This window comes from Microbacterium terricola, assembly GCF_027943945.1.
Classification (GTDB): domain Bacteria; phylum Actinomycetota; class Actinomycetes; order Actinomycetales; family Microbacteriaceae; genus Microbacterium; species Microbacterium terricola.
Genome location: NZ_AP027141.1, coordinates 3,167,759 through 3,180,994, shown reverse-complemented (window position 1 = coordinate 3,180,994; position 13,236 = coordinate 3,167,759). Strand labels below are relative to the sequence as shown.

General features: G+C 70.5%; 15 protein-coding genes. 11 read left to right on the top strand and 4 right to left on the bottom strand.

What is annotated here, in order from left to right; all coding sequences use genetic code 11:
* The first annotated feature begins 49 nt into the window (after positions 1-49).
* From Microterr_RS15130 to Microterr_RS15110, 5 genes are all read left to right on the top strand, one after another.
* Complete coding sequence (locus Microterr_RS15130; protein ID WP_263796981.1) at positions 50-745, top strand: DNA-3-methyladenine glycosylase; 696 nt, start codon at positions 50-52, stop codon at positions 743-745.
* 112 nt (positions 746-857) lie between these two features.
* Positions 858-1,094, top strand: coding sequence for a 50S ribosomal protein L28 (gene rpmB / locus Microterr_RS15125; RefSeq protein WP_263796982.1), 237 nt, complete (start codon positions 858-860; stop codon positions 1,092-1,094).
* Positions 1,094-1,264: a 50S ribosomal protein L33 gene (gene rpmG / locus Microterr_RS15120; RefSeq protein WP_263796983.1), complete on the top strand. Its 171-nt coding sequence runs from the start codon at positions 1,094-1,096 to the stop codon at positions 1,262-1,264. The genes rpmB and rpmG overlap by 1 nt, the downstream gene beginning before the upstream one ends.
* Before the next feature lie 3 nt (positions 1,265-1,267).
* Complete coding sequence (rpsN, locus tag Microterr_RS15115) at positions 1,268-1,573, top strand: 30S ribosomal protein S14 (protein ID WP_191764850.1); 306 nt, start codon at positions 1,268-1,270, stop codon at positions 1,571-1,573.
* A gap of 255 nt (positions 1,574-1,828) precedes the next feature.
* On the top strand, positions 1,829-2,923 hold the full coding sequence (locus tag Microterr_RS15110) for an alpha/beta hydrolase (RefSeq protein WP_263796984.1): 1,095 nt from the start codon (positions 1,829-1,831) through the stop codon (positions 2,921-2,923).
* Between the two features lie 258 nt (positions 2,924-3,181).
* On the opposite strand, the gene Microterr_RS15105 is transcribed toward Microterr_RS15110, so the two are convergent.
* Positions 3,182-4,012 carry an alpha/beta hydrolase gene (locus tag Microterr_RS15105; protein ID WP_263796986.1) on the bottom strand — a complete coding sequence of 277 codons (831 nt, stop codon included), beginning with the start codon at positions 4,010-4,012 and terminating at the stop codon, positions 3,182-3,184.
* A gap of 147 nt (positions 4,013-4,159) precedes the next feature.
* Between Microterr_RS15105 and Microterr_RS15100 the strand changes: the two genes are divergently transcribed.
* The 3 genes from Microterr_RS15100 (at position 4,160) to Microterr_RS15090 (ending at position 7,354) form a co-directional block, all read left to right on the top strand.
* A complete protein-coding gene (locus Microterr_RS15100) occupies positions 4,160-4,750 on the top strand; it encodes a TetR/AcrR family transcriptional regulator (protein WP_263796988.1) in 591 nt (196 codons plus the stop codon).
* A 203-nt stretch (positions 4,751-4,953) separates the two neighbouring features.
* Complete coding sequence (locus Microterr_RS15095; protein ID WP_263796990.1) at positions 4,954-5,241, top strand: HU family DNA-binding protein; 288 nt, start codon at positions 4,954-4,956, stop codon at positions 5,239-5,241.
* A 136-nt stretch (positions 5,242-5,377) separates the two neighbouring features.
* The gene (locus Microterr_RS15090) at positions 5,378-7,354 is read left to right on the top strand and encodes a bifunctional copper resistance protein CopD/cytochrome c oxidase assembly protein (protein ID WP_263798866.1); all 1,977 of its coding nucleotides are present in this window, start codon (positions 5,378-5,380) and stop codon (positions 7,352-7,354) included.
* A 7-nt stretch (positions 7,355-7,361) separates the two neighbouring features.
* On the opposite strand, the gene Microterr_RS15085 is transcribed toward Microterr_RS15090, so the two are convergent.
* Complete coding sequence (locus Microterr_RS15085; protein WP_263796991.1) at positions 7,362-8,429, bottom strand: hypothetical protein; 1,068 nt, start codon at positions 8,427-8,429, stop codon at positions 7,362-7,364.
* An 82-nt stretch (positions 8,430-8,511) separates the two neighbouring features.
* Between Microterr_RS15085 and Microterr_RS15080 the strand changes: the two genes are divergently transcribed.
* Positions 8,512-9,876, top strand: a complete 1,365-nt coding sequence (locus tag Microterr_RS15080) for an ATP-dependent DNA helicase (RefSeq protein WP_263796993.1) — start codon at positions 8,512-8,514, stop codon at positions 9,874-9,876.
* Positions 9,877-9,912: 36 nt separating this feature from the next.
* Here Microterr_RS15080 and Microterr_RS15075 read toward each other — a convergent pair whose 3' ends face one another.
* A complete protein-coding gene (locus Microterr_RS15075) occupies positions 9,913-10,575 on the bottom strand; it encodes a biliverdin-producing heme oxygenase (RefSeq protein ID WP_263796994.1) in 663 nt (220 codons plus the stop codon).
* A gap of 66 nt (positions 10,576-10,641) precedes the next feature.
* Entirely contained in the window at positions 10,642-10,953 is a 312-nt protein-coding gene (locus tag Microterr_RS15070; protein WP_263796995.1) for a DUF2470 domain-containing protein, read from the bottom strand.
* A gap of 79 nt (positions 10,954-11,032) precedes the next feature.
* Here Microterr_RS15070 and Microterr_RS15065 point away from each other — a divergent pair, with 79 nt between their 5' ends.
* On the top strand, positions 11,033-12,313 hold the full coding sequence (locus Microterr_RS15065; RefSeq protein WP_263796997.1) for a serine hydrolase domain-containing protein: 1,281 nt from the start codon (positions 11,033-11,035) through the stop codon (positions 12,311-12,313).
* A 3-nt stretch (positions 12,314-12,316) separates the two neighbouring features.
* On the top strand, positions 12,317-13,186 hold the full coding sequence (locus Microterr_RS15060) for an EamA family transporter (RefSeq protein ID WP_263796998.1): 870 nt from the start codon (positions 12,317-12,319) through the stop codon (positions 13,184-13,186).
* Positions 13,187-13,236 lie beyond the last annotated feature (50 nt).

The window sequence follows — 13,236 nt, the reverse complement described above, 5'->3', positions numbered from 1 at the left end:
GGCGGAATCGTCCCCCGGGGGTGACCCCCATCGTGCATAGACTCCACGCATGCCTTCTCCGGAGCTGCGTCCTGCGACACGCGGCGAGCTCGAGGCCCTGCCGGTCGAGGTCGCCCCGCGGCTGCTCGGCGCGCACCTGACCACCGAGATCGGCGGGGAGCGCGTCGTCGTGCGGCTCACGGAGGTCGAGGCGTACCACGGCAGGGGCACCGGCGGGATCCCCGACCCCGGCTCGCACGCCCGGATGGGACCCACCGCCCGCAACGCCACGATGTGGGGCGAACCGGGGCACCTGTACGTCTACCTCAGCCACGGCATCCACTCCTGCGTGAACGTGGTGTGCGGCCCGGTCGGCGTCGCCGGCGGAGTGCTGCTGCGCGGCGGTGAGGTGCTCGAAGGGGCGGATGCTGCCACCCGCCGTCGCCTCGACCGCCGCGGTGTCGTGCGCGCACCGCGCGACCTCGCGCGCGGGCCCGGTCGGCTCGGTGATGCGGTGGGGCTCCGGCATCCTGTCCACGACGGCATCGACGCGATCGACGGAGAGCCGCTGGCCGGGGCGGTCGCCCGGCTGGAACTGGCGGTCGACCCCGTCGGACCGGTGGCGACGGGCCCGCGCGTAGGGGTCGCAGGTGTGGCCGGCACCGCCGCGTTCCCCTGGCGCTTCTGGCTCCCGGGCGACCCGACGGTGTCGCCCTTCCGGTGGGGGCGGGGCGCTGAGGGTGCCACCTCGACCGTGCTAGACTGACTCTTTGTCTGCGCGCACTCCAGCACGCAGTTCGCGTTTCGTGTGTCACGAGACGCAGACAAGGGATCTTGGGTGGGGCCGTCCGGCCTCACGGTATTAAGGAGACATCACTATGGCAGCAGTGTGCCAGGTGACTGGAGCGGTTCCCGGCTTCGGTCACAGCATCTCGCACTCGCACCGCCGGACGAAGCGCCGCTTCGACCCGAACGTGCAGAAGAAGACCTACTTCGTCCCGTCGCTCGGTCGTAAGATCTCGCTCAACGTGTCCGCCAAGGGCATCAAGGTGATCGACGCCCGCGGCATCGAGTCGGTCGTGAAGGACCTGATCGCGAAGGGTGTGAAGTTCTGATGGCCAAGAAGGCTCAGGAAGTACGTCCGATCATCAAGCTGCGTTCGACCGCCGGCACGGGTTACACCTACGTGACGCGCAAGAACCGCCGCAACAACCCCGACCGCATCGTGCTGAAGAAGTACGACCCGGTCGTCCGCAAGCACGTCGAATTCCGAGAGGAGCGCTGATCCATGGCTAAGAAGAGCAAGATCGCGCGCAACGAGCAGCGCAAGGTGGTCGTGGACCGCTACGCCGCGAAGCGCGCCGAGCTGAAGAAGGCGCTCGTCTCGCCGGACTCGACCGACGAGCAGCGCGAAGCCGCTCGCGTGGGCCTGCAGAAGCTGCCCCGCAACGCGTCGCCCGCCCGTGTGCGCTCACGCGACGTCATCGACGGCCGCCCCCGCGGTGTCCTCACGAAGTTCGGCATCTCGCGTGTCCGCTTCCGTGACATGGCACACCGTGGCGAGCTGCCCGGCGTGACCAAGTCGAGCTGGTAAGCACCGACAGCGCAAGGCCCGGAACTCCCTGGAGTTCCGGGCCTTCTGCATTTCCGCGGTCTTGCCTCCTCCCTCCACCACCCGCCCGAACAGGTGTTCTGGCGGAGGCAGGAAGGTTGCCGCATCCATCGTCCTGTGTACGCCGGAACACCTGGTCTGGGTGACCTCGGTGTGTGGGTGACCTCGGTGTCCGGGTGACCTTCGTGTCCGCGCGACAGCGGCCTCGCCCGTCGCGGCATGTCGGATGATGGAGGGATGCCGCTCGACCCCTTCTTCGCCGAACGCCTGCGGGTGCATCGGCGCTACCTGCTGGGCCAGGCGCTCGGCCGGGCGAAGGTCCGCCTCGCGGTGCTGTGGCCGTTCGGCGCCCGTGGCGAAGCCGCGCGAGCGGATGCCGGCATCCGGCGCCCTGAGGCAGCCGCTGCGGCCGGATCGGCGGCCGGCCACGGGGCGCGAGCGCGGGCGAAGCACCGCAGGGCGGCGCTCGCGTGGGACCGCACCGAGCTGCGCACCGCCGGCACGCCCGGACCCGAGCTGCGCACGACCGAGCACACCGTGTCCGTGCCGGGGCAGCCATCGGTGCGCGTCCGGGTCTACGACCCCCGCGACGATCTGCACGGTCCCGCCGTTCCGGCCGTGCTGGCCTTCTTCGGCGGCGCCTTCCGGATCGGCGGCATCGACTATCCGACGACGGATGCCGGCTACCGCCGCCGCGCCGCGGATGCCCGCGTGGCGATCGTCGCCGTCGACTACGCGCTCGCGCCGGAGCACCGCTTCCCCACCCAGGTCGAGCAGGCGCAGTCCGCCCTGCGGTGGCTGTTCGACAACTCCGCCGCGCTGGGCATCGATCCGGAGCGCGTCGGCATCGCCGGCAGCTCCGCGGGCGCGAACATCGCCGCATCCCTCGCGATCCTCAACCGCGACACCGACGCGCTCCCCCTGCGCCTGCAGCTGCTCGAGGTGCCGGTCGTCGACCTGACCGGCCGCCACCTCGACCTGCGTGCGACCCGGGCGCTCGGCATCCCCACCCCGATCGCGCTGCGCGAGCTGCGGTCGGTCGCGCGCACGTACCTTCCCCGCCACGCGGACGCCCGCGACCCACGGGCCTCGCCGCTGCGCGCCGCCTCGCACGCGGATCTGCCGCCGGCCGTCGTGCTGACCGCCGAATACGACCCGCTGCGCGGCGACGGCGAGGCCTATCTGGCCCGGCTGCGGGAGGACGGAGTGGATGCCAGTGGCACCCGCTACCTCGGAGTGACCCACGACGTCGCGATCTTCACCGGGGCGCTGCCCGCCGCGCGCCGGTGGCACGCCGACGTCGTGGCCGCGCTCCGGAGCCTGCACGACTGAGCCCCGGCATCCGGGTTCACCCGCTCCTGCCGACGTTTCCCCTCTTTGCAAAACCAGCACTCCCGCTTTGCCAAAACCACCACTCCCCCTCCGCCAAAACAGGTGTTCTGGCGGAGACAGGAGGTTTCCGGCATCCAGCATCCTGTGTGCGCCAGAACAGGAGTTTCGGCGACGGTGATGCCGAGGCGGGAGCCGCCGGCGCGAGCCCCGGGCACGCGAAAGGCCCGGGATCATCGAGTCCCGGGCCTTTCGCGGCGGTCAGGCTGCGGCGGTCTGCGCAGCGTGCGACGTGGCCCACTCGAGCGCGTAGTCGGCGACCTCTTCCCACCCGTCCTGGCTGACGATGCGGTGCGTGCGACCCGGGAACTCCTTGTAGTCCACCGTCGCGGGGCTGCCGCTGGCGTGGTACTTCTTCACGATCGCCTTGCCGATGGCCGGGGGCACGACGTGGTCGATCTCGCCGGTGAGGATGAGCAGCGGAGCACGGTCGGTGCGGCCGTAGTCGACGTGCGTGACGCCGCCCTTCTCGTTGAGCACCGAGGTGACGCCCTCGAAGAACACCCGGTTGTAGGAGTTGACCGCGTAGTCCTTCCAGATCTTGTCGGACTCGGCGCGCGGGAGGTCGTTGCCGAAGGTGAAGTGGAAGTGGCGCTTGCTGAGCGGCTTGGCGCCGTTGCGGCCGAAGGGGTTGGAGAGGATCGGGGTCCCCGTCCAGAGAGTGGATGCCGGGAGGGCGGTGACGCCGGCGGTCTGTCCCGGCTCGACACCCACGTACGCGACACCGAGTCCGCGGTCGGCGAGCATCTGCGTGATCACGCCGCCGAACGAGTGGCCCATGATGATCGGCTTCTGCGGCAGTGCGCGGATGATCTCCTCGTAGTGGTCGGCGATGTTCTTGAGGCCGACGCCCTTCAGCGCGGCGGGGTTCGAGCGGATGTCCTCGACCGTGCGGTCGTCGATTCCGGGCCAGCCGGGGACGATCACGTCGTGACCGGCGGCACGGAAGCGCTCGGCCCAGGTGTCCCAGCTCTTCGGGGTCATCCAGAGACCGTGGATGAGGACGATGGGGGCCTTGGTGGTGGTGTTCATTTCCTTCTCCTTGAGTGTGGTGGTGCTTTGTGTGCGGTTCGCGGAGCCGGTCTGTTCCGGCTGATGAATCCTGATGGTAGACCGAACGTTCTATCTACGCAAGAGTATTCCCGAAATCAGTGACACGATGGTCCCGCAGGAGGAAACATGAGCACCACCACAGCCGCAGAGCCTGCGGCACCCCGCATCTCGCCGGCGCGGCAGCGCCTGCTGGATACGGCGACCGAGCTCTTCTACAACGAGGGCATCCACGCCGTCGGCGTCGACCGCATCATCGAGGCCGCCGGCGTCACCAGGGCGACGATGTACAAGCAGTTCGCCGGCAAGGAAGGGCTCGTCCTCGCCTACCTGCAGGGGGAGGACGCGCAGCTGCGCACCCTCTTCGCCGCTGCGGCCGGACAGTCCTCCGACCCCCACGTGCTGCTCGATCTCGTCGTGGCGGGCATCGAGCAGGACATCCGTGAGCGACACACGCGCGGCTGCCCCTTCATCAACGCCGCGGCGGAGTACCCCGACGATGGACCCGTGCGCGCGCTGATCGGCGACCACCGCGAGTGGTTCCGGGCGACCCTCGAGCAGCTGGCGACCGCGGCAGGGCTGACCGAGCCCGCGGAGGTGGCAGCATCCCTCGTCCTGCTCCGCGACGCCGCCCTGGTCGGCGGGTATCTCGACGGCAGCGACCGCGTGGCCGTCGCCTTCGCACGCACTGCGCGGGGCGTGCTGGCTGCCGCGGCCTGAGCCGCCCGCGCCGTCACATCGGCCACATTCGTCACAGCAGACCCCCGACACGCCGTGAAGATGACCCCGAATGCCGTGAAATCCGCGTGATTCCGCGGAACGTGGGTATATTCGGGGTCGGTCGTACCGACCAGCCGGAGGCACGAGCGCTCCGGTTCCCGCAATGAAGATGGCGACGGTTCCGCCGCCTGGAGGACAACAACATGGCCGACAAGACCATCACCAAGACCGAGCTCGTTGCGAGCATCGCGAGCGCGACCGGTGAGAGCCAGGCGAAGGTGTCGAGCGTTCTCGACTCGCTCTTCTCGACCGTCTCCGACGCTGTCGCCGCCGGCAACAAGGTCTCGATCCCCGGCTGGCTCTCGTTCGAGCAGGTCGCCACCTCGGCCCGTACCGGCCGCAACCCCCAGACCGGCGCCGAGATCAAGATCCCGGCCGGCAAGCGCGTCAAGGTCACCGCGGGCTCGAAGCTGAAGGCCGCCGTCAAGTAATCTGACGCACACCGCCTCGAAGGGGGATGCCGCGACTCGCGGCATCCCCCTTCTGCGTGTCGCCTAGGCTGGATCAGTGATCCCCACGCCCGCCCCGCACGGTGCCGACGCGCCGCGCACAGCGGCCGCCGGCGGGATCTCGCCCCGCGCGCTGCGGGCCATCGGCCCCCTCATCCTGGTGGTCGCCGCGCTCGTCACCGCGATATGGGCCCTCGCCTTCGGAGGGGGAGCCGCGCCGCTCGTGATCGGCGATCCAGGCCCCGCCGTCCGCTGGGGACTCCCGCTCGCGACGCTGGCCGTCAACCTCTCCGCCGCGGGGACGGTCGGCGCCTTGGTCGTCGCGCTGTTCGCCCTGGAGGCCGGCACCCGCGAGTTCGACGCGTCACTCGACCTCGCCTCGTTGAGCTCCGCCGTCTTCACGGTGGCCGCGGCCGCGACCGGGTTCCTCACGTTCGTCGACGCCTTCAACCCCGCTGTCAGCGCCGCCCCCGAGTTCGGGGCGCAGCTCGGCCGCTACCTCACCGAGACCGAGCCGGGACGGGCCTGGCTGATCACGACGATCGCCGCCGCCGTGCTCACGGTGCTGACGTTCGCCGTGCGCTCGTGGACGGCGACCCTGTTCGTGGCCCTGCTCGCGATCGCCGCCCTCGTGCCGATGGGCACGCTCGGACACTCCGGCGACGAGGCGAACCACAACGCGGCCACCATGGCGATCGTGCTGCACATCATCGGCGCCGCGGTGTGGCTCGGCGGGCTCCTGCTCATGGTGGTCGTCCGCGCGGTGGTCGGCCGGCAGCAGATGGCCACCGTGCTCGGCCGCTACTCGACGATCGCGCTCGTCGCCTTCGTGGTCGTGGCGATCTCCGGCACCGTGCGAGCCGTGGTCGGCCTCGCCGACTGGACCGCCCTGGCCTCGCCGTACGGCGTGATCCTCATCGTCAAGATCGTCGCGCTCATCGCACTCGGGCTACTGGGCGCCTGGTACCGGCGGCGGCTGATCTCCCGCGTCGGAGAGGATGCGGCGTCCCGCCGCTTCTGGGGGCTCATCGCCCTCGAGCTCGCCTTCATGGGCGTCGCGAGCGGCGCCGCCGCCGCGCTCGCGCAGACGCCGCCGCCCGGCGGCACCGAGCTGCCCTCCGTGCAGACGCCGGCGCAGATCCTCACCGGATCGGCCCTGCCGCCGGAGCTGACGCTCTCGCGCTGGTTCACCGCCACCGAGATCGACCTGCTGTGGGCCTTCGCCGCCGGCTTCGGGCTGTTCTTCTACTTCGCCGGCGTGTGGCGACTGCGCAGTCGCGGCGACCGATGGCCGATGCACCGCACCATCCTGTGGACGATCGGGATGCTGCTGCTCGTGTGGGTGACCTGCGGCCCGGTGAACGCGTACCAGGACTACCTGTTCAGCGTGCACATGGTGGGGCACATGCTGCTGACCATGGCGATCCCGCTGGCCCTCGTCGCCGGGGCGCCGGTGACGCTGGCGGCCCGCGCGATCCGCAGGCGCGAAGACGGTACGCGCGGAGGACGCGAATGGATCCTCTGGGCCGTGCACTCGCCGGTCTCGCGGGTGGTGACCAACCCGTTCGTCGCCGCCGCGCTGTTCATCGGGTCGCTGTGGATCTTCTACTACACCGACCTGTTCCGCTGGTCGCTGTACGACCACATCGGGCACGAGTGGATGACGGCGCACTTCCTCATCACGGGCTACCTGTTCGTGCTCTCGCTGATCGGCGTGGACCCGGTGCCGTACCGCGCGCCCTACCCGTTCCGGCTGCTCATCCTCATCGCGGTGATGGCGATGCACGCGTTCTTCGGCATCGCGATCATGATGCAGTCCGGGCTGATGGTCGCGGAATGGTTCGGCGCGATGGGCCGCACCTGGGGGGCGACCCCGCTCCAGGACCAGTACGTCGGCGGAGGCGTGGCGTGGTCGATCGGCGAGATCCCGACGCTGATCCTGGCGATCACCGTCGCGATCCAGTGGAGTCGCAGCGACGAGCGCAACCAGCGGCGCAGTGACCGGCACGCCGATCGCACGGGCGACGCCGAGCTCGAGGCCTACAACGCGCGGCTGGCGGCGCTGGCCGAGCGCGACGCGCGCACGCGCGGCTGACCGCCGCTCAGCGGGTGTCGACGCCCGTGACCTGGATGGACGCCGCGCCGTCGGGCAGGATGCTGATCGCCCCGGTCACGACGAAGGGCACCTCTTCGACGACCTCGCGGATCGTGCCGTCGAAGAGCGACTGGATCTGGACCGAGATGCGGGCGACGCCCTCGGTGGAGGGGATCTTCCAGTCGGCGCCGTCGGCGCGCACGCTCACGCGCGGCTGATCGGTGATCTCCCAGGCCGGCAGGGAGGCGATGCGGTCCTCGACGAAGTAGCCGAACGGGCAGCCCGTCGGCTGCAGCACCTGCTGGGTGGCGCAGCTGCTGAGGAACTCCGACACCCGGTCCTGCACGACCGCGACGAACTCGTCGGTGGGCTCGGCCTGCACCTCGACTGCGACGTCGGTGAACGGGCTGTCGGAGAGGACGGCCACGCCCGGTGTGGCCGAGACGGCCGTGTCGACCGAGACCGCGTAGGCGCCGGGGGAGAAGACCAGCATCGACAGCGGTGCACGCGGGTCGGCGTCGACGCCTTCCGGCGAGACCTGGCGCTTGTCGAGCTCGAACCCGTTCACATCGAACGCCATCGAGCCCTGCACGGTCAGATCGAGCACCGCCAGCGGGCTCGTCGCGAACCGCCAGGCCGGCACCACGCCGATCATCCCGTCGCGGGCGACCTCGAACGTCGTTCTGCCCGGGTAGCCGCCGGCGGTGTAGTCGACGGTGACGAAGGCGGTGTCGCCCTCGACCCGCTCCTCGGTGATCTCGATGTCGTCGAGGGAGGCCAGCGCGGCGCGCCGGAGCAGCGCGTCGGATGCGTCCGGGTCGAGGCCCGCGGCATCGAGGTCGGTCGAGTCGACCGCCACCCCGGCGATGGTCAGCGCATCGGCGGCACGGCCGTGGGCCAGCAGGTCGAGGTAGTGCTGCACGAACGCGGTGGGGCTGTAGAACTGGCGGTACACGGTGACCGCACCGGCGCCGAGGGCGCCGAGGAGCAGGACACAGGAGAGGGAGATGAGGACGAGATCTCGCGCCAGATGCCGGTGTCGGCGGGGTTCCGCCTGCTTCGCATCCTCAGTCACGGCACCAGTCTAGGAACAGCGGGCTGGGACGACACCGGGAGGCGCCGCCGGGCGCGGGCGCGGCCACGGCTACCATGAGTCGGTGACCTCCCCTGCCCTCTCCGCCGAGCAGGAGGCCCTCTTCCGGCTGATCGAGGACACCCGGGAGCACGTGTTCGTGACGGGACGCGCCGGCACCGGAAAGTCGACGCTCCTCCAGCATCTGGCCTGGAACACGAGCAAGCAGATCGCCATCTGCGCTCCGACCGGCGTCGCCGCGCTCAACGTCGAGGGGCAGACGATCCATTCGCTGTTCCGCCTGCCGATCGGGCTCATCGCCGACAGCCAGCTGGAGCAGTCCGAGCCGGCGCGCAAGATCCTGAACGCCATCGACACCCTCGTGATCGATGAGATCTCGATGGTCAACGCCGACCTCATGGATGCCATCGACCGCTCACTCCGGCAGGCCAGGGGCCGCCGCGCCGAAGCGTTCGGAGGCGTGCAGGTGGTGATGTTCGGCGATCCGTACCAGCTCGCTCCGGTTCCTCCGCGGGGCGACGAGATGCGGTATGTGCGCGATCACTACCGCTCGTTCTGGTTCTTCGACGCCCGTGTGTGGGCGGGGTCGGAGGCAGCGCTCGCCGCCGCGCCCTCTCTCGAGGGCTTCGCCGAGCTCGGTCCGTACGGATCACACCTGAACATCCGCGAGCTGACCGAGATCCACCGGCAAGCCGACCCGGCGTTCAAGGCCATGCTGAACGCCGTCAGGCACGGCCGCGTCACGGCCGACATCGCCCAGGTGCTCAACGACACGGGTGCCCGCACGCCCCCGGAGCCGGCGGAAGGCGAGACGCCGATCATCACGCTGGCCACCCGCAACGACATCGTCAACAACATCAACCGCCGCCACCTCGAGGCGCTCGGCGGGCGTTCGCAGACGGCGCGGGCCGAGGTGAGCGGCGACTTCGGCCGCGGCGAGGCGGGGTACCCGGCCGACATGGAGCTCAAGCTCAAGGTCGGTGCGCAGGTGATGTTCCTGCGCAACGACATCGGCCGCTACCCCGAGCCGCCGCGGTGGGTGAACGGCACGATCGGCACCGTCACGCGCATCGCCGGCGAGACGGTCCGCGTCGAGGTCGACGGCGAGGAGCACGACGTCGAACCGGCTGTGTGGGAGAAGTTCCGCTACGCCTACGACCCCGGCTCGCGGTCGCTGACCCGCGACGTGGTGGCCGAGTTCACGCAGTTCCCGCTGCGGCTGGCGTGGGCGGTGACGATCCACAAGTCGCAGGGGCAGACCTACGAGCGCGCGATCATCGACCTCGGCTCCGGCGCCTTCGCCCCGGGGCAGACCTACGTCGCGCTGTCGCGGCTCACCTCGCTCGACGGCCTCTACCTGACGCGTCCGCTGCGACCGAGCGACATCCGCGTCGACCCCGACGTGCAGCGCTTCATGCGCGCGCACTGAGGCGCAGCATCCGCCTGCCTCCGGGTCGTGATGAGGCTAGGCGACCTGCGAGGCGGACTCGGCCTTCGCGGCAGCGAGGTCGATGAACAGGTCGGTGTTGAACTGGTACGCCACGAGCACCTCGTCGATCACGCGCTCCTGCTCGGCGGCATCCCACGGTGCGGCGTCGAGCTGCTCGCGGTAGACGTCCTTGAACGCCTTCGGGTCGGCGATGTCGTTGAAGATGTAGAACCCGATGCCGTTGGTCTCGAAGCCGAAGCGCCGCGCCATCAGTCTGCCGATGAACTGGCCGCCCGACAGGTCGCCGAGGTACCGGGTGTAGTGGTGGGCGACGAAGCCACCGGCCCACGTGGCGCCCACGCGGTTGATGCGGTCGACGTACCGCTGGGTGGTCGGCAGCGGAGTGATCTGCTCGCGCCAATCGTCACCCAGCAGGAACGCCAGGTCGGCTTCGAGCGCGGGCACGCGTGTGAGCTTCTCGCTGATGAACACCGACGCGATCGGGTCGTGACGCATCCGGTCGGTCACGGCCTCGAGGGCGTCGTAGATGAACCAGTGCTGCGCGACGAGCGCGATGTAGTCGTCGCGCGTGCCCTCGCCCTTCATGAGGTCGGACATGAAGCCGGCACCCTCGCTCGACGAGTGGGCGGTGCTGGAGCGCTCGCGCAGGGCGGTGGAGAACGGGATCGGGTCGCTCATGCGCCCCATCATACCTTCAGCTTAGCTAAACCTAACCACCTGTTTCGAGAGGGGTGGCGAGCGGAATCAGGCGTGCGGACGGGGCTCCACGCCCAGCACCCGGCACGCCTCGTCGTACAGTGCGACGATCTCTCGGCGCACCTCGCGGCGCTCGGTGATCGGCCCGCCGGGCCACGGCACGCGCACATCGAGCGTCGCACCGTCCGCGAGGCTCGCCTGCCAATGCCCGCCGTCGCCGTCGAAATCGGTCATCTCAGCCGCCACGATCTGGGCGTCGAGCGAGAACGCGCGCGTGATCAGAAGGTTGTCGTCGGCGTGGTCGTCGTTCATGTGGCCGAGGACGCCCGCGAGCGCGTCTGCGTCGAAACGGTGGGTCATCTCCCCAGACTACGGTCGGCGTGAACGGCGGGTGAGCGGCGTGTGTTTGAATCTAGGGGAGTCATCGGGGGGTGATCCATTGCGCGTCTTCTCCGGCCGCCGCGGCGCCATCGCCGCTGTCGTGGCGTGCCTCGCGATCGCCGTCAGCCTCAGCGGCTGCGCCGACGCGGAGAGCGTCCCGATCGACGTGCCCACGCAGGCAGACGGCGGGTTCCCCGATGAGACCGGACAGCGACTGCAGGATGCTGTCGCTGCCGCGATGACCGCCACCGGGTCCACCGGAGCGATCGTCGGCGTCTGGGCGCCCTGGAGCGGCTCCTGGGTCGACGGCATCGGCACGCAGTCCCCGACCGACGACACCCCCGTCACCGCGGACCTCACCTTCCCGGTCGCCGACGTCACCCGGAGCATGACTTGCGACGTGCTGTACATCCTCGACGCACGCAAGGTCCTCGACGCCGATGACAGCGTCACCGATTACGTCGGCGGGGTGGCGAGCCTCGCGGATGTGTCGCTGCGCCAGCTGTGCGACTCGACGTCGGGCGTGGGGTCGTACGCGCCGCTGCTGCTCGCCACCTGGCTGCAGACGCCCGCACGCGTCTGGGGGCCGCTGGAGCTGGCGAGCTACGGGCTCGGCAAGTCGAGTGATGCGATCCCCGGGTCGAGGTACCTCGACTCGGACGCCGGGTACCTGCTGCTGGGTCTGGCCCTCGAACGCGCGACCGGGACGCCCGCACACGACCTGTTCGAGCAGTACCTCGCCGGGCCTCTCGACCTCGAGCACACCCTGCTGCCGGCCGCGGCATCCTCCGCGACCGACCCGGCGGGCATGCTCACAGGGCTGTACTCGCGCAAGGTCGACGGCGGCTACCAGTGCGCAGAGCCGACCGACGTAACGGGGATGTCGCCCAGCATCGGCTACACCGACTCGGGTGTCGTCTCCACGGTCGACGACCTCCACCGCTACGTGCAGGCGCTCGCGGTCGGCTCGCTGATGGCGGACGGCGTCGACCGGTACGACACCCCCTACGCACCCGCCGCGGATGCGCCGACCTGGGACCGCCGTGCCGGTGGCACGGTGCGCTTCGGCTCGCTGGTCGGGCAGTTCGGCGCCGTGCCTGGCCACAGCACCGCCGCGTTCGCCGACCCGGAGTCGGGGCTGACCGTGGTCGTCACGCTCAACAACTCCGCCGCCGGCGGGAAGATGGCCGCCTACCTGGCCAGGGAACTGGCGGCGATCGCGTCGAAGGCGCCGGCCGCCGGCGGCGAGGCTGCGCCCGACGCGGGCCTGCCCTGGACAGCCGACGAGCAGCACAAGAAGATCGCCAAGGCCGCGATCTGCTCTGCCCCCGAAGACTGACCGGTGGCGCAGCGTTCGACGCCCGCCATCCTCCTGGTGATCGCGGGCCTGGCCTGCCAGGAGATCGGCGCTGCGCTCGCCGTGGGGCTCTTCGACAAGGTCGGGCCGCTCGGCATGGTGATGCTGCGCCTGGTGTTCTCGGCGATCGTGCTGCTCCTCATCGCGCGCCCCTCGCTGCGGGGGCACACGCGGGCGGGATGGCGCGCCGTCGTGCAGTTCGGGGCGGTGCTGGCCCTGATGAACGGCCTGTTCTACCTCGCCCTCGAGCGACTGCCCCTCGGGGTCACGGTCACCATCGAGGTGCTCGGCCCCCTCGTGCTGTCGATCGTCGCCGCCCGCCGTGCCTCGGCGTGGCTGTGGGCGGCTCTCGCCTTCGCCGGCGTGCTCGCGCTCGGCGGCGGCGGGTGGGATCACCTCGACCCGGTCGGCGTGCTCTGCGCGCTCGGGGCGGCCGCGAGCTGGGCGCTCTACATCCTCGCGTCGGCGCGGGTGGGCCGCGAGTTTCCGCGGCTCGACGGGCTGGCGCTGGCCATGACCGTCGGCGCGGTCATCTCACTGCCGTTCGGCATCGCGCAGGCGCAGGGGATGCTGCTGCGACCCGACATCCTCGCCGTCGGCGCCGCGGTCGCGGTGCTCTCGTCGACGATCCCGTACGCGTTCGAGCTGATCGCGCTCCGGCGGCTGCCCGCCGCGGTCTTCGCGATCCTGATGAGCCTTGCGCCCGCGACGGCTTCGCTGGCGGGGTTCCTGCTGCTCGGGCAGGAGCTGTCGTGGCTCGAGCTGTTCGGGATCGCGCTGGTCATCACCGCGAGCATCGGCGCGGTGCGCGCGTCCGGCCGTGCGGCACGAGGCGCGGCCGAGCCCGTCGGCTGAGCCGGGTGAGCGCCACCGTGTGACGGCATACCCTGTGGGGAGTGACGTTG